This window comes from Segatella maculosa DSM 19339 = JCM 15638, assembly GCF_000382385.1.
Lineage (GTDB): Bacteria > Bacteroidota > Bacteroidia > Bacteroidales > Bacteroidaceae > Prevotella > Prevotella maculosa.
The window spans coordinates 49,028-65,660 of sequence record NZ_KB908327.1; the positions used below are offsets into that span (position 1 = coordinate 49,028).

Below are 16,633 nucleotides of genomic sequence, written 5' to 3' on the forward strand. Positions count from 1 at the left end.
AGTGTTTTAGTTCCGGAATAAATGTTTAAGCCACTCCAAGAAGCGATTTTTCCAACCGATGGCCTCGCGGCTCGTCTTGGCCGCAGTTGTGCCGAAGCCATGTCCACCCGTGGCATATTGCAGGTAGAGATGCGGTTTGCGATGTGCTGTCAGTGCGCTGTCCATGAGCTCAGCGTTGCGATGGTCGACAACGGGGTCGTCTTTGCAGTTCATAAGAAAAACGGGGCAGGATATTCTGTCAGCATGCAGCTCCATCGACAATGAATCGCAGATTATCTTGTTTCGCCACCGACGTTCGCCCAGCAGCCCACGCCTACTGCGCCGATGCGTGCAAGGAGCCGAAAGGGAAACGACGGGATAAAGCGCAGCAACGAAGTCGGGTTGCAGCGATTTTGGCAAATAAGCTGCACCGCACAAAGCCAGATGCCCGCCCGCAGAGAAGCCCATCACCCCTACCCTTTCATAGCCTTTCGCCCGAACGGCCTGCATGGCGTAAGCGAGCGCACGAAGCTGGTCGGGATATTGACTGCCACGAAAGAGCAGACGCGTATGCCACGCATAGCCGGCCCACCCCGCCGTGGGATAATGAAGCACATAAGCCGCCATGCCGTACGAAACGAGCCATCGGGCAACCTCGCTGCCCTCATATTTCTTGCTCAACCAGCAGTAACTGCCGCCAGGGCAGACAATAACGGCAGTTTGCCCGACACCACCGGGTAAGTATTCATAAAGACGCTTGCACGTGGGGACAGCCTGTTGTGCCATGACCGACACCGGCAGTAGCAGCAAGAAAAGAAGACGTTTAACGCTGTGCATAGGCTTCGTTGATTTTATTCACGATTACGTTTCTCCCCACGATGGCCTCTGCCGTCTGAATGGCCGTCAAGGGTACGCCGCAAAAGCCGTGGAGATTGACATTCTGGCCGGTCATCCACAGATTGCTCACCTTGGTAAACACCGGCACCTGCGATTGAGCAATATTGTTACAATCGCGGAAAAGTCCGTAGAGGGCTCCCTCCGGTTCGCCGTAATAATCGCGAATCGTCAGGGGAGAGGAAGCGAAACGGTGAGCCACCATGCCGTTGAAGCCCGGATAAATCTGCTCCATCAGTTGGGCAATCCGCTCCAGATGATTCTCTTTCCATTCTTCATAGGCTGCGCCACGATGTCCCGTCTGCGTTTCGGCCCAACACTTTGTAATGTCATAAGGCATGATAGCCGTGACGATGAGTTTAGTGGCAAACTTGCCTTGATGAAGCTCTGCGGGCGTCATATACATGAAACCGCGGGGCCAGTCCTCGGCATTGTATTCCCTATAGTTCCAGATGTATCCATAGTCTTTCTGAAAATAACAAGTATGGTTGATATAAGGGAAACGTCCGGGTTTGAAAACAAAATAGGCACAAAAGGAAGAATAACTGTTGGGTGCCTCGGCTATGCGGCGTCGATAGGCTTTAGAGAAAGCCCTGCTATCCGTGAGTTTCAACATCTCGGCCGGATGAATGGCGGAAATATAATGGTCGGCAACATAGCTACGGCCTTCTTCCGTTTTTACAAATGAGACCCGACGGTCGTCTATCTGCATGGCATTCACTCGGTCACCGGCGACAACCTTTCCCCCTGCGTCTTCGATTATCTTCCGCAAGGCTTCGGCCATCTGCTGGCTATCACCGGCAAATCTGCCCGGCCCACTGATGCAAAGAACGTTGATGAGCGCATGGATATAAGTCGGCGTCTTACCCCCCACTCCTCCGAACATGGGATTCATATAGCTGAGCACGTCGCGCAGTTTCGGATGACGGACATAATGGGCCACAAAACGATTGGCCGCCCACATAAAGCTTTCTGAATGTGTATAGACATGCTCGTTGGTCGGACGGAGATGAAAGAAATCTATCTCATCAACCATGTCATGCAAGGCCTCCACGTAAGCCCTTATGCCCGCCGCCTCTTCAGGAAACAACTTTGAGAAATAGGAAATAAAAGCCTCTTTGCCTTCGGGCACACGGTAGACCATGCCGTCAGACGCATACATCACCTGATCCATACAATCGTGGTCGACATCGCGGATAGCCAGCTTATCCAGCAGCCCCAGATAATGACACACCTTATGCATCGGGCCTCCGGGGCGAATGCCTCCTAAAATATGCATACCCGTTTCAAATCCGAGTCCATAACGACGGAAAGTCTGCAGGCCGCCGCCGATGACGCTGTTCTTCTCGAGCACAGTGACGCGACAGCCCTCCCTACTCAGGAAAGCCGCCGTAAAAAGTCCTCCCATTCCGCCACCGATCACGACAACGGTCCTGCAATTACGATTTTCTTCCATGTTTCTGTTCATCTATCTGCTGCTTTCACCCCAAATGCCCACCGGAAAGCCTTGCGCCCTAAGGCGATGTTAACGCAGCTTAACAGGCGAGACTTTCGTACCCCTACGATGTTAACGCAGATTAACAGGCGAGACTTGCGCACGTTGCGCAGTTAACACAGATTAACAGGCGGAACTTTCGTACCCCTACGATATTAACGCAGCTTAACGGGCGGAACTTTCGCACCCCTGCAATGTTAACGCAGCTTAACAGGTGGAGCTTTCGTACCCCTACGGAAGCCACTTTTCCTTCCGTTTGACATTTACGCACGCGAGCAAGGCTAACGCCCGATTTGCCCGAGCGCTTCCGCTCCGATGATTTCACCGCAGGTGACAAGCGTTCCTACCAGCACGCCCAAAACGCCATGGCTATTGATGTTCTGCCCCGTGAGCAACAGGTTAGGTATCTTCGTGCGATGATGCACACGCGAGGCCGGCCCCAACGAGATGTCCTTGGCAATGCCATACATGCCTCCACGCTCCGCACCGGTGTAGTCGCGATAGGTCAACGGCGTGCTGGTGTAGTAGCTTTCAATCTGCGAAGCGAGTCCGGGAAATTCTTCTTCCACAGCGGCAATCAGTCGCTCGGCATGCTCTTTTTTGAAAGCTTCATAGTCGGCTCCACGATGCCCCACGCGCGTATTTTCCCACTTTTCCACTTCCTCATAACGCATATAGGAAATAATCTGTCCGCTCTCGGCATAGCGTTGACCGTCTTCATCGCAAAAATGCATGTAAAGATAACCCATGGGCCAGTCGGCCTCGGTATATTGCTCGCAATTCCAAGGCGAAGCTTGCCGATAACCGAAGAAATTGCTGTTCATATAAGGCACCGTTTGGGGTTTGAACTTCAGATAGACCGTGAAGCAGCCCACCGTGTTGGGTAGTGCGGCAATTCTTCGGCGATAGGCCGGGCGCAAGAGGGGCGAGGCCGTCAGTTCCATCGTGCGTTTCGGGTGCAAATCCGAAATCACGAAATCGGCCTCCCACAGTTTCTCGTCGGCAGTCGTCACCCCTATGGCGTGCGTGTCGTCACACACGATAGCAGAAACCGACTGACGCGTGACGACCTTGCCGCCATATCTCTCTATCGTCTCGATAAGACTTCGGGCGATATGGTCACTGCCTCCCACGATGCGATAGGCACTTTGCTGGTAAAAGTCGGTTACGAAAGCGTGGACGGAAAAAGGAGTCTTCCCCCATTCGGCCGCATAAAGCGGGAGCGTTCCCATAAGCACATTGCGCAACTGCTCGTCGCGAACAATCTCGTTCATCACCTCGTCAATGCTCCGCAGCAGATAAGAAGCCGTCAAGACATCATCAATTGGTAGTGTCGACAGATGATGAAGCGAGGAAGCATGCGCCACACGTTCTATCAGATCGTAATACCGATTCAATTCATCAACCGACGATGGGAAAGAGGCAGACAGCTGTTTGATAAAAGCCTCACGCCCATTTGCTAACCGATAATGGCGACCTTCCAAAGAAACAACTTCATAACCTTCCTTATCCAAGGGGCTCAACTGCACGCGGTCCTTGATTTCAAGATAACGAAGCAAACGGTCCAAGGTCTGTCCCGGAGCCGCACTGCCTACGAAATGCATTCCGGTCTCAAACTTCACCCCTCCTCTATGAAAGCATTGCAGACAACCTCCCGGCTGATGTTCTTTTTCGAGTACCGTCACCCTGTGACCGTTCTTGGCCAGAATGGCTCCGCAAGCGAGTCCGCCCAATCCACTGCCTATGATGACACAGTTCTTCATTGCTCCTCCTTGATGATTTGAAAGTTATTCGGCAAGTAAGCCATATGCGCTACCAAGGCCTCGTCGTCAGGATCGTCAATTGTGACCATCACTTGCGTCTCCGCATGAACCAGTGCATAGAGATAGGGGAGTTCGCACTGACCGGCATGCCTGAACAGACGGGTTTTCAGACCACGTTCCTCAGGCGCATCAATTAAGTCCGAATAGCAATTGTTCCGCTGCAACAACCGATGGCAACGACGTTCGACACCGGCTCCCTTATAAAGATACTGATACTTCAAATAAGCAGCATAATAATGGGCATCTTCGTATTGCGCTCTCATCTTTTTGTAAGTTTCAAGATAAAGCTGATGAATATTACGCGTACGTTCCCGGTAACCATTACCCATGGTCACCGTGTCGGTTGACATGATACGCTTGAGAATGCGCATCGTCATGATTCCCTCACGCAACATAAAGTCATTCTTAGGCAATACGTGGTCCATACCATGGATAACGACCGGCACAATATCGGCATCAAGCTGTTCTGCCAAATAGAAAGCTCCTTTGTGAAAACGATGAATACGATGATCAACCGTACGTGTACCTTCCGGAAAAATACAAATGGAATAGCCCCGTTGAAACAAAGAACGCAGCTCGTCAAGATGGGCTTCCATTCCATCTGAAGCCGGAATAAACTCGGCATGATGAATAACCGACCGATACAAAGGATTGTTCCATGCCCATTGATTCGTCAAAAAGATAATCTTGGGGTGCAAGGCCATCAAACATAATGTGTCGAAATGGCTCTGATGATTGCATGTAATGATAGCCGGACGGTCGAATCGTTCCCCTCCTGCATTCTCTAATCTAAACTTCACGCCGGGTATTTTATTCACAATGAAACGAGCCATGGCATAAAGCAGACGGTGATATCTCAGCCGTTTCCTCTCTGTCGTACTACCTATATGGAAATAAAACCACGTGAAAGGTAACACAAAAATAAACATCATGAAGAGATAGAACAGCAGAGCCCAGACAGAACGGACTAATCGCTTCAAGGTTAGCGGAACTTCACGGGGAACGCCTTTCTTCATCGTCAACCAATTAAAGACAAGAGGCGGAAGATAATAAGCCATCAGAACGACTGTCGTCATTCCAAGAATAGTGACAAGTGCCAAAGAACGCAAAGCCGGATGACGAGCTACGATTAAACTCCCTATACCAATAAACATCAGTATAGCCGAAATTGCTATACTATGACGATAGGAAGCCAATCGCTTTTTCCCCGTAGCATGTTCATACAGCAATCCCTCGGTCATAAAAATGGTATAGTCGTCGCCCTGTCCGAAGATGAAGGTGGCAAGAATGATATTGACAATATTGAAATGAATATCAAAAATATGCATCAAACCCAATATCCACAACCAACTGACGGCCAAAGGCAGAAAAGACAACAAAGATAGTTCTATTTTACCAAACGAGAGCCACAAGAAGAAAAAGACAACAAAACCACAAACAAAACCAATATAATTAAACGAATCATTCAGGATCCGAACTAATTGACTACTGACATCTTTTGCTGAAAACACAAAATAGTTATCCTTATGCTCTCCTATAACCTGTCGGAGCTGAGACTCATTGGCCGTAGATGGTAGATAGTTGACAATAGTCACTTTCTCGGATTGATGACGAATATAGGTTCCTTCCAACAACTGCAATATCGGTTTGAAATAGGATACTGGTTGTACGGTTAATGAATCACCTTGTACATTAGCATAGAAAGGAGCAAAGGTGTCTTTTGTAAATCCTTGCGACATTGCCGCATGACGCACCTCGGAAACAACATCGGGATGGGTTGACTGCCAAAAATACCGCCACCGTTGTAAAGCCGCACGCTGCTTTTCCGGTGTAGGTGCAAAAGAACCTATGCCCTTTACCGTTGAATCGGCAACGGAGAGTTGTTTCAACAATTCTTCATTGTTCCGCAGTGCCGCTTCCAAATCCTTCCCTGTAGCAACTGCATATACCGGAGACGCCGGCATCGAAGATGTCAACAACTGCATATCCGAACGTTGTTCGGGCGTCATATAGTTGATATGGGAAAGGTCGCTGTCAAAAGAGGTCTGCAAAGAAAAGTATCCCAAAACAAGCGTCAGTATTGCCACAATGGGAAATGCGCAGCGGGTAAGCGCACGCGGGAAATGCAGTCGACTACCTAAAGAGACCGGTAAGGCGGTTGACTTCACCGCCTTTTGATAACTTCGGGCATAAAGTGGAAGAAACACGAACACGAACAGTAGCGTACCAACTAATACCAGCGAGCCAAAGACACCCAGATCGCGCATGGCTTTGGCCTCCAGCCATACCAAACACAAGAAGGCTGCAACCGTCGTAATATTCCCAATGAGAAGTGGCGACACCATTTCTTTCAAGGCAGTCTTCCGGTCGGAGACTTCACGTATATGGTCCAGAAAATGCAAGGGATAATTCACCGCAATACCAATGATAACCGAACCTATACCCAAGACTATAATTGAGACTTCATCTTGAAACAGAGCCATACCAGCAATTGCAAACAGGCAACCGAAGCCCACTGAAGCACCAATCCATAGAATATAGCTTAACCGTTGATAATGCCAAATGAGTATAGCCAAAATCAGAACACTCGCTATGGCCAAGGCAATGAGAGCGTCTGTTTTGATTTGCTGTGCATTGGTGACTGCTATCAAAGGCGCTCCGATGGCACTGACACGGATATCACGATACTGCTTTTCGGTCTTTTGGATTGCGTCTTGCAACAGTTCTGCTATCTCGGCATTCCGTTGCGTTTCGCTGGGACCAAACCTACTGTTCATCGTTATCAGGCCCGTCCGACCGTCAGCCGTGAACAGATAGCCGTCCGTTATCTGAAAAGACGAACTCAACTGAAATTGCTGCATACGCTTTAATGCAGGTGTAAAGAGATGCAATGGGTCGTGACGCATGGTCTGCATGGTTACTCCCGCAGTGGGTAGCATCATCAGTTTTTTATTTTCCAGCATCTGTTGTGCCACATACCCGGGTTGCTTCAACAGAGAATCGGCGTACCGATAATCCTGCGGCGTCAGGAAACGAGGCAGATTCTTACTGACAAAGTCCACGATATTCATCATGCCCGCCTCGTCCACCTCCACCTGTAACCGTGCAACAAGAGCCGACGAAGCCAAATATCCCCCCGTGGTCTCCATGGCCTCTTCCAAGCGTTCGGCGCTCACTTGGCGGTTCGTATCCCGCGAAGTAAACAGTACTGCAATGCGGTCTTGCTGTGCAAACTGTTCGTAGACCTCCTGATATTGCTGCATCTCGGCATCATGTGGCAGAAACTTGGCAATATCTTCTTCATAATGAATGCGTGTTGCCAAGAAAACAAAAACCGCACACAAACCGAAGAGCAAAGTGCCGGCCGTCAAGCGATGCCTGTTGAGATATTGATAGATATATAACATGCGTTCGATAAGATGGAAAGGATTTTAATATCCCTCTCGGTTTGGCATTTTCCTCCATGGGGGAATTAACTTCCTTTTAATTTTAGCGTCTTCCTCCATGGATGAGTTAACTTTATTTTGATTTTAGCATCTTCCTCCACGGGGGAATTAACTTCATTTTTGTTTTAGCATCTTCCTCCATGGAGGAATTAACTTCATTTTCATTTAACCTTCTTCCTCCATGGAGGAACGAATTTTCCTTTCAGTTTGACGGCTTCCGCCCCGGGGAGGACAAGGAACAACGTTGCCATTCTTTCAAGCGAAACCACAACGACCGTGGAAAATTATAAACCAACAACTTGGGAAGATAGAAAAACAAGGCCCCGACGCACAACAATGTGTTGAGCACACTGATACGGGCAAAGTCTAAGCCCGGTCTGAAATGCGTCACTCGTTCATGCTGTGGAGGATAATGCACCCGCACATCTTTCTGGCAGATTTCAACATCGAGCCAAGCTGCAAGCACCAGCAGTCCGAGCTCGGCCTCATAACGAGACGAAACAATCCACCAATCCTTCATGCGGCTCAAAGGATAGAGGCGGAAACCACTCTGCGTGTCGGCAACCCGCTGCAGAGTCTGTATGCAGAACCAGAAGTTTGAGAAACGGTTGGCAAACGTGTTGCCCCGCGGCATGTTGTCTTCCGTCAGATTACGCACTCCAACGATCAGCGCCTGCGGATATTTCAGGCAGACCTCAAGCAACAACGGAATGTCCTCCGGGAAATGCTGTCCGTCGGCATCAAGCGTTACGGCATAACGGAAACCAAGCTCGCGTGCTTTCCTTAAACCCTGCTTCAAGGCATGGCCCTTCCCCCGGTTGCGGTCGTAGCTGACAAGGATAATGTCAAAAGGCTGCAATGCGGAAAGCGTGTCGTCATCGCTCCCGTCGTTCACGACTATCACATGAGGAGTCTGTTGCAAGGCACGTGCAACGACATCGGCCACCGTCCCACCATTATTATATGTCGGAATGATGACGCAAGTATGATTGATGACAGTCTCGGACTTTTCCATTTATACGTATTGATAGACAAGCGAAAACTTTGTATAGACTTGCTCGCCCTGAACAACTACTCCTTTTACATGAATACCGGTCTCTGTCTCAGTTCTCTTATCAAAACGAATTGTCACGGTCGGAACGTCTGTCGGAATGATCGGAGCCGCAAACTTCAGGTTCTTCACCACTGCAAGTCGCAACCTCTTTTGCCCTTGTAACTCCAGCAGTTCAGCTATCATTTTCAGAATGCAAACGCCGGGCGTGATAGGATTGCCGGGAAAATGGGCGCGATATATGGGATGGTCGGCATGAAAGCGCACCGTTACACAAGCCTCGTCTTCTCGTTCCACCACACTGAAAAAGCTATCAATCAGTCTCATCTTTATGCTCTTTGATGGGAGTAAGCTTATAGCAAAGCCCAAACTTCCGATTATTCATAACGATACTGTCTGCTTCCCGACTAACAACCCGCTTATCGCGCTCAAGCGTCAAGTCGGTTTCGCGGGCTGCAAACAGATATTGCAGGTCCGCCGTCAGCACTTTCCGGATATACCACTTGTCGAGAAACGACACGACATCAACCAATACGACACGACTACGGTCGGCTGTCAACCGGAAAGTAAGCGCACTAATGCCAAACTCATTCATCAAGGCCGCCCGAAAACCTTCGATGCTGTCACGCCTGACAATCAACACACCGTCCACCTCGCCCGCTTTCACTCCGATTGTCATCTTGTATTCACAACGAGACCAGCCGTCGGGCAAGGGCACCACATAATCGTTCTGCGCATGCCCCCATAAGGAAGCCAGAAACAGACTAACGACCAACAAAAATCTGTTCAGGTATTGTTGCATTAATCTTCACGTTTGAGAGTGTTATCACGGTCGTATCGCCCGACGGCTCGGTCATGACGACGCGTGACACCATGCTATGCTGTTCATTGAAATAGAGCGTCACGCTCTTGAACATCTTTCTAATCTGCGAACGCCGTGGCGTCATGATGGCAACCCATTCACGACCTTGCAAATAAAGTCGGGACGTGAAGTCACGATTGTCCATCAGGTTCCGTCCCGTGATGCTGTTCATCATCATGCGCGCGATGCTCTTGAACATTTGACTGCTCTTGACGTCGATTGTCTGACTGCGCTTACCGTTCTTAATATGCACCTTCTCACCATTGATAATGAAAGTATATTGATAGGGAGAAATATATTCCCACCGCAGCTGCTGCTGATTGGTGAAATACAGATTGCCCGTCGACCTCACTTTATCGTTCAAGAAAGAGATGGTCTTCACTTGGGTGAAACTGCTTGTGATGCTTGTTATTTTCGAAGCAGCGGCATTGATTGTCTGGAACATCTGCGCCTGCTGCCGGGCTGGGACACTCTGCAACTGCTGTGCCCCAAGTCCGAGGCACGACGACAGCAACAGAACAGCGAATATTATTCTTTTCATTATTTCAAAAGTTTTATTTAACAACAAGAAAGCAACCTGCCATAATCAGCAACACGCCGGCCCATCTCGTCAAAGGAATTGTTTCGTGGAAGAAACACATTGCGGCAAACATTCCAAATACATAACTAAGACTGACCATTGGATAAGCCATAGAAAAAGGAAATGTGCGAACGATATACATCCACATCACCGTGGCCATACCATAACATATTCCGCAGCCAAGCCACCACCAGTTTGTAAGCTGATGGCCTAAGAATTGCCATGTCCATGCAAAATCGCCCATCTTCTGCAAAGCTAATTTCAACAACACTTGCCCACTGCACAGCAGCACACTTTGAACGATAGAAAGAAGTATCAGTCGCATATCGGCACGGTTTTTATTTCAGCATGGTCACCTTTGCTGTCGTGCCACACGCACACATCAACAAGCTCTTGCAAGGCCCGCCCGTTGTTCTCTACCGACAAGATGAGTCCCCGGCTTTCGTCGCTCACGCCAAGTTGCGCTCCAGTTTCAGCCATATTGCGCTGCAATTCAGCTGTTATTACGTCGTTATATGACACATATGACGTCCTAATATGGCCCATCTTGAGTTGCAAGAAAGCGTCCATCAGCGCACACTCAAATGACACGTTCCCTTGCGAGTACGTGCAATTGTAGCCGTGGTTGTGCGTGTAGAGGGCTATCAGCGCGGCCACCGTATTATGCGTAGACTGCATGAAGTGGGTAGGCATGCTCACGCTTTCTCCCTCCTCAGCCAACCCACGCAGCAAGGCCTCCGAATCAGCCACACAACCCAATGCCGTACCGTTGATGATAGCGTCGGGCTGTTCAATGCCACTCTCTTTCATGGCCTTGAGGGCCGTGACAAGCGCACGCTTGAACAATGGACCATAGCGACGAGTACGCCTCGGATCAAGATATAGGCCATAGTCTTCAGCCGAAACCTCACGTATGTCGGCAAGTATATAGACTTTATTCTGCATCATTTGACAAGATTAGAGAAGAATCATTACCCCCAAAACCGAAAGCATTACAGAGCACGTGGCGGAGCGACCCAGACTCACCGCCCACGTAAGGACAAATGCACGCCTCGTCGGGCACCTCCCAACCGAGATTGCGTGGAATGAACCCGTGTCGCAAGGCAAGCAAGGAGAACACGGCCTCGATGCTGCCCGAAGCACTCGTCGTGTGGCCGGTGTACATCTTGGTAGACGAGACCGGCGGAACAGCATCGCCGAATACTTCGCGGAGTGCCATGCTCTCACTGGCATCATTGTTGGGCGTGCCCGTGCCGTGCGCATTCACATAGTCGATTTCTCCCGGTTCGAGCCCTGCCTCACGCAACGCTTGACGCATAGCCAGCACAGCTCCCTCACCGTTCTCTGAAGATGCCGTCTGGTGGAAAGCATCGCAGGCGTTGCCCGTGCCGCTAAGTACGCCCAAAGCCTCCGCACCGCGCCTGCACCGGCTCTCTTCGGACTCGAGCACGAGATAGGCTGCACCCTCGCCGAGGTTCAGTCCCGCCCGTCGCGCATCGAAAGGGCGACAGACGGCCTCGTCGAGTATCATCAGCGACTTGAAACCGTTGAGATGGAAGCGACTCAAGCTCTCGCTCCCGCCCACGACAACGATGTCGCGAAGCCCACTCTCTATCAGTCGGGCACCGAAGATAACGGCGTTCATGGCCGAAGAGCAGGCCGTCGACGGTGTCGAAACAAAGTCGAACAGGCCGAAATAATCGGCTATGGCATCGCTGCAGGCCCCGCAATCATGCCGCATGAGCACCTCGGCATTGAGATTGTCTGGATAAAAGCGTTCGGTACGGTCCATTCCTCCCACGGTAGTTCCGGAGACAAGCGCCATGCCGTGCCGTTCTGTAAGGCCCGCCTCCTGCAAGGCTTCGCGCAACGCAAGAATACCTATCAGTTCGGTTCTGCTCACACGGTCGGTATAAGGAATATCGAGCAGGCGGCACATTTCTTCGTTGCTCAACTTGACCTCGCCCACTGGAAACTCCTTGTGGACGGTGGAAAGATGAGTGACGCGGCCCACGCCGGAACGTCCCCGGCGCAAGGCCTCGCACGTCTGCTGCTGGCCGACGCCGATAGCTGACACCACACCAACCCCTGTTATCGCTATCCGCCGCTTCATTTCAGTCGGTTCTTCGCCACGAAGTCGGCCATCGTGTCAATCGACTTGAAAACATCCTTACCGGCCTTCGGGTCTTTGATCCTGATGCCGTAGTTCTTTTCGAGCAACACGATAAGTTCCAAGGCGTCGATCGAGTCGAGTCCGAGTCCCTCATCACCGAACAAGGGTGCATCGTCGGCCAGTTCTTCCGGCTTCACATCGTCGAGGTTGAGTGCCTCGATCACCTTCTTCTTCAATTCTTCTTTCAGTTCCATAATTATATCATACATTTCTTTGTCGTTTACCATTCATTTACGCGAGGCCACTCCCAAGGGTGTTAAACACTCACCATCATGAGTACGGAACACTCACCACTGTGAGTACGGAACAGTCATCATCATGAGTACGGAACACTCGTCTTAGCGAGTACGGAACACTCACGTGCAAAGGTGTATTACACCTTTAGTTGGAGGTACGCTACACCTTTGATTAGAGGTACACTACACCTTTGGTCGGAGGTACGCTATACCTTTGGTTGGAGGTACGTTATACCTTTGGTCGGAGGTACGCTATACCTTTGGTCGGAGGTACGCTATACCTTTGATTGGAGGTACACTACACCTTTATTTGCGAGCATTAGCTCTCCCCTCCTTTGGAGGGGTTGGGGGAGGCTCACCCCTCCCCTCGGGAGGGGTCGGGGGTGGGCCTCAGATTCCGTTTGCAATCCACACTTCCGCCTCAAATCTATCCTCGCCTTCCGCATCAATCCAGCCCGTAATCACACTTCGGCAAGTGCTGTCGGCAAGCACACCCTCAATCTGCCGCTCCATCAGTTCGTCGTTGCGCCGAGTCAACAGCATCAGGTTGGTCTCGCCGTGATAGCGGTTGCGCATGGCGATTTCGCCCGTGACGATGTTCGGCAACGTGTAGACAAAAGCTGCAGGACTGGGGAAACAGGCCTCGCGGTGGCGGATTGTCTCTTCGAAGAGCATGTCGGACAGACAAGAGCCCGAACAACTGAACAGCACCACGGCACGGTCGTCACCTTCCTCGAAGCGTGGCTTTCCCTCGGCCTTGAGCAGCAGTTCCGTGGCCACGAAGCCCAGTCGGCAGAGCATATCCATCTTAAAGAAGCGGGGATAGTCACCGACTTCATCGTTGTAGAGTTCTGTCAGCAGTGCTTTGCCACAACTTTTAACTCGCCGTTCCACTCCGTCTATCACGACTTGATTGTGGGTGATATGCACCGTGTGTAACCTTTTCATCATCGTTTGTTCATCAATATTGCAGCATTGCAGCCTCCAAAACCCGACATCATCTTGATGAAAGCGTGCTTGCGCGTGGGCGTGGGCGCCGTGACAACAACCAGTTTGCATGACACTCCCAGCTCATCAAAGCCGCGCGTGGGCAAAAGCGTCCCCTTGTCGAGCGCATGCATCGTCAAGATGGTTTCAAGCACACCGGCAGCTCCCATCGTATGGCCATAGATTCCTTTGTAACCATTGACAGGAACAGCATCAAGACCTGCACGCTGAATGGCCACACTCTCCATCTCGTCGTTATAGAGCGTAGCTGTGCCATGCGTGTTGATGACGGCCAACGCTTCGGCATCAAAACCTTTCATCACAGCCCGCAAGACCCGGTAGCTTCCCTCGGCCTGTCGCGACGGACTCGAGAGATGATAGGCGTCATTCCTGATAGCTCCGGCCTGCAAGGTCCAGCCTTCCCGAGCTGTGTCGCGCGCCATGACGACCGTGGCAGCAGCTTCTCCTAAATTCAACCCATGCCGATTGACGCTGAAGGGTCTACAGGGTACCGACGAAAGTGCCTTAAACGACTGGAAACCGCTCACGATAAATGCACTCTGCTCGTCGCCCCCTATCACGACTGCGTTATCATAGGCTCCGCTTTGCAGATTACGTTGGGCTACAATTATTGCACAAACACCGGATATACAGGCGTTGGATACAACTAATGGCAGATTGGGATTACCGAAGAAACGTGCTATTCTCTCAGCAGCTATACTTAAATGAGTTGCAGAATCCGTAACGGCGCAGCTGTTATTTTCAAGTAATGAGACATTCCCCTTTGTCGTGGACAGCACCAAGAGTGTGCGAGGGGACGAAGCGTCGATACCGCTTTCGGCAACAGCTTGTGTGGCCGATAGCAACATCATCTGTTCAAAACGGCTGTAGTCCTCGGCCTGCGGATAGGCCGAAGCGAACCTGCCTTCAATCTCGCCTTCCTCAAACAGCGAGGCCATGAAAGCTTCGGGCAATCCCCACTTTCCTTCATGGAGTCGCAACCGACTGCGCCCTTGAAGCACGGCATCGTAGTTCTCGGCCGTGCCCGAGCCTAACGGCGAATAGATGTTATCAGCAATTATCTTTATCATCGGCCAACCACTTTTGCTTCCATGCTTCGTAGAAAGCAGGACTTTCCCACATCAACTGATAGTCTCTGTCCAAGAACACCTGCACGCTGTGCCCCGTAACCAATAGTTCATCTGAGACAGCGTCATGAATCTCATAGTCGAAAACGATCTTGGCTGCTTCTGTCGGACGGTAGATAATGTCTATACGTGGTTGAGTTCCATAACGCATCGGCTTGTTATAATGGAAACTCAAATCAACCAATGGGGCATAACAACCGTTATTGAAAATCGTCATGTAGCCAAGGTCGAATTGCTTGCCGAAAGCCTCACGGGCATCTTCGAAATAAAGTGAATAAGAACCATGCCAAACAAATTGCATGGAATCAACCTCACTGAAACGGATATCAAACAGTTTGGATACTCTCAGTTCTTTCATGCTTCCTCTATTTCATTAGCCAGCGCAATCTTCATCTCTGCCGTTGCCAGCGTCTGACTCCCACTGCGCACCGTTGCCTTGACAAGCGTCAGGTCCAACACCTGTTCTATCACTTCTATTGTGGTCTCAAGCGCGTCTCCCACCCGTGGGCAAGCAGTTACTACCATATTCTTGACCGCTCCGATGAATCCAATCTGAATTCCACGCTTAAGGATATACTTATTGACATAACCCAAGCGGGCTGCACACGTCTGAGCCATGTTCTCTGCCAAAGCGCAAGCGTCCATCACGCCGTCTTCCACAAACAAGTTGTCTACCCGAACAACGAAGCGGGTCGATGTGCGCTGCTCATCGAAGAAGATCAGTCTGTCCACCATGATAAAAGGCTCACGCTGTGGCAGCAGTTCGTGAATATCTATCGTTTCAAGCTTCATCTTTCCAAAATTCAAAGTAGTTGAACCATTGGGTGGGATATTGCATCACTGTCTCTTCTAACTGTTCCGCATACTGCAAGGCAAGGTTTCGGGCACGCTCTCTGACACTCCCTTCACCACCCTCCAACCGTTTGATATAGATGCGGTAATGCTTGACCGAAGTCTTCATCACATGAATGGTCAGTACGGGAACCTCATGTTGGGCAGCCAAAACGAAAGGTCCCATGGGAAAGGCTGCCTTTTGACCAAGGAAAGACAAATCATAATGCCTATTACTTCCGAATATCCTATCGGCAGGTATACTGAGACTTTCGCCATCGGCAAGAACGTTGTTCATCTCAAAGAGATGGCCCATATCCTCACGCACCACAATCATGTGGAGATTGTTTGCTTCGAAAATCCTTTCCCGGTTAGCCATCACCGTCTCGGCTTCTTTGCCATACACCAATGTATTAAAACGCTTGTCGCGTGCTTGTAGCGCATAGCCTGCCACCTCATAGTTACCGACATGGGCACTCAAGACAACAAAGCCGCCATCGCCTTCGGCAAGCTGCTGATAGACCTGCTGATTGGAAATATCAAACTCAAACCGCCCTCCTGCATAGACATAGAAGCGGTCGAGGATAATCTGCGCAAACCTACAATGGTTCACGTAAGTGTGCCAAAAGGCAGTCGGCCAGCGTTCCTTTCTTATCCGTCGGAAGAAATGATACTGCGCCAAATAACCCCGATGGGAGAACAGCATACAGAAAGGAATAACGAAGACTGCGGCAAAGAGATATGCACCCGACAACGGGAGATATCGCATAAGCCCCACCAAACTATGATGCATCCAACGTGCACCCCATGTCGTTCCTTTCCACTTCTGTCCTTCCGTCATTGTCTCTACCGTGACAACTAAGCGTTTACCTTCGTCTCTATATAGTCGCAGAAGTCCTTGAGTGTCTTCACGCCTGCCATTTCCTCGGGCTTGATCTTGAAGCCGAACTTCTTCTCTACAATAACGACGATATCCACGAAGTCAAGACTGTCTATCCCGAGGTCGTCCTTCAACAACGCCTCCGGAGCAATCTTTTCCTCTTCCACTTCAAGGTCGTCAATCAAGAACTCCCTTACTTTCTCTTCAATTTCTGTTCTTTCCATTTTCTTATAATTATATGTCATTAT

Annotated in this window: 18 protein-coding genes; all 18 read right to left on the bottom strand. The window is 50.3% G+C overall.

Annotation, left to right across the window (positions count from 1 at the left end):
* Window positions 1–6: 6 nt before the first annotated feature.
* The 18 genes from H164_RS0108745 to H164_RS0108830 all read right to left on the bottom strand — a co-directional run bounded on the left by H164_RS0108745 (window position 7) and on the right by H164_RS0108830 (window position 16,609).
* A complete protein-coding gene (locus tag H164_RS0108745) occupies window positions 7–816 on the bottom strand; it encodes an alpha/beta hydrolase family protein (protein WP_036872905.1) in 810 nt (269 codons plus the stop codon).
* Entirely contained in the window at window positions 803–2,341 is a 1,539-nt protein-coding gene (locus tag H164_RS0108750) for a phytoene desaturase family protein (RefSeq protein WP_019968264.1), read from the bottom strand. Before H164_RS0108750 ends, H164_RS0108745 begins: the two co-directional genes overlap by 14 nt.
* A 308-nt stretch (window positions 2,342–2,649) precedes the next feature.
* Window positions 2,650–4,131 carry a phytoene desaturase family protein gene (locus H164_RS0108755; RefSeq protein WP_019968265.1) on the bottom strand — a complete coding sequence of 494 codons (1,482 nt, stop codon included), beginning with the start codon at window positions 4,129–4,131 and terminating at the stop codon, window positions 2,650–2,652.
* On the bottom strand, window positions 4,128–7,598 hold the full coding sequence (locus H164_RS0108760) for a 1-acyl-sn-glycerol-3-phosphate acyltransferase (RefSeq protein ID WP_019968266.1): 3,471 nt from the start codon (window positions 7,596–7,598) through the stop codon (window positions 4,128–4,130). Before H164_RS0108760 ends, H164_RS0108755 begins: the two co-directional genes overlap by 4 nt.
* Before the next feature lie 241 nt (window positions 7,599–7,839).
* Window positions 7,840–8,652: a glycosyltransferase family 2 protein gene (locus H164_RS0108765; RefSeq protein ID WP_019968267.1), complete on the bottom strand. Its 813-nt coding sequence runs from the start codon at window positions 8,650–8,652 to the stop codon at window positions 7,840–7,842.
* Complete coding sequence (locus H164_RS0108770) at window positions 8,653–9,015, bottom strand: hotdog family protein (RefSeq protein ID WP_019968268.1); 363 nt, start codon at window positions 9,013–9,015, stop codon at window positions 8,653–8,655.
* Window positions 9,002–9,490 (bottom strand): hypothetical protein, encoded by a 489-nt coding sequence (locus H164_RS0108775; protein WP_025830066.1) that lies wholly within the window; start codon window positions 9,488–9,490, stop codon window positions 9,002–9,004. Before H164_RS0108775 ends, H164_RS0108770 begins: the two co-directional genes overlap by 14 nt.
* Complete coding sequence (locus H164_RS0108780) at window positions 9,453–10,091, bottom strand: outer membrane lipoprotein carrier protein LolA (protein ID WP_019968270.1); 639 nt, start codon at window positions 10,089–10,091, stop codon at window positions 9,453–9,455. The genes H164_RS0108775 and H164_RS0108780 overlap by 38 nt, the downstream gene beginning before the upstream one ends.
* A gap of 13 nt (window positions 10,092–10,104) precedes the next feature.
* A complete protein-coding gene (locus tag H164_RS0108785; RefSeq protein ID WP_008563565.1) occupies window positions 10,105–10,455 on the bottom strand; it encodes an EamA family transporter in 351 nt (116 codons plus the stop codon).
* Complete coding sequence (locus H164_RS0108790; RefSeq protein WP_202898932.1) at window positions 10,446–11,078, bottom strand: beta-ketoacyl synthase chain length factor; 633 nt, start codon at window positions 11,076–11,078, stop codon at window positions 10,446–10,448. The genes H164_RS0108785 and H164_RS0108790 overlap by 10 nt, the downstream gene beginning before the upstream one ends.
* Window positions 11,065–12,243, bottom strand: a complete 1,179-nt coding sequence (locus H164_RS0108795) for a beta-ketoacyl-[acyl-carrier-protein] synthase family protein (protein WP_026356310.1) — start codon at window positions 12,241–12,243, stop codon at window positions 11,065–11,067. Before H164_RS0108795 ends, H164_RS0108790 begins: the two co-directional genes overlap by 14 nt.
* The gene (locus tag H164_RS0108800; protein ID WP_025830068.1) at window positions 12,240–12,497 is read right to left on the bottom strand and encodes a phosphopantetheine-binding protein; all 258 of its coding nucleotides are present in this window, start codon (window positions 12,495–12,497) and stop codon (window positions 12,240–12,242) included. Before H164_RS0108800 ends, H164_RS0108795 begins: the two co-directional genes overlap by 4 nt.
* Window positions 12,498–12,929: 432 nt before the next feature.
* Window positions 12,930–13,490: a beta-ketoacyl-[acyl-carrier-protein] synthase family protein gene (locus H164_RS15785; RefSeq protein ID WP_202898933.1), complete on the bottom strand. Its 561-nt coding sequence runs from the start codon at window positions 13,488–13,490 to the stop codon at window positions 12,930–12,932.
* Complete coding sequence (locus H164_RS0108810; protein ID WP_026356312.1) at window positions 13,487–14,617, bottom strand: beta-ketoacyl synthase N-terminal-like domain-containing protein; 1,131 nt, start codon at window positions 14,615–14,617, stop codon at window positions 13,487–13,489. Before H164_RS0108810 ends, H164_RS15785 begins: the two co-directional genes overlap by 4 nt.
* Window positions 14,598–15,032, bottom strand: coding sequence for an acyl-CoA thioesterase (locus H164_RS0108815; RefSeq protein WP_008566220.1), 435 nt, complete (start codon window positions 15,030–15,032; stop codon window positions 14,598–14,600). The genes H164_RS0108810 and H164_RS0108815 overlap by 20 nt, the downstream gene beginning before the upstream one ends.
* The gene (locus H164_RS0108820) at window positions 15,029–15,466 is read right to left on the bottom strand and encodes a pseudouridylate synthase (RefSeq protein WP_019968271.1); all 438 of its coding nucleotides are present in this window, start codon (window positions 15,464–15,466) and stop codon (window positions 15,029–15,031) included. The genes H164_RS0108815 and H164_RS0108820 overlap by 4 nt, the downstream gene beginning before the upstream one ends.
* Window positions 15,456–16,346: an LpxL/LpxP family acyltransferase gene (locus H164_RS0108825; RefSeq protein WP_019968272.1), complete on the bottom strand. Its 891-nt coding sequence runs from the start codon at window positions 16,344–16,346 to the stop codon at window positions 15,456–15,458. Before H164_RS0108825 ends, H164_RS0108820 begins: the two co-directional genes overlap by 11 nt.
* Window positions 16,347–16,363: 17 nt before the next feature.
* Complete coding sequence (locus tag H164_RS0108830) at window positions 16,364–16,609, bottom strand: acyl carrier protein (protein WP_008566224.1); 246 nt, start codon at window positions 16,607–16,609, stop codon at window positions 16,364–16,366.
* Window positions 16,610–16,633 lie beyond the last annotated feature (24 nt).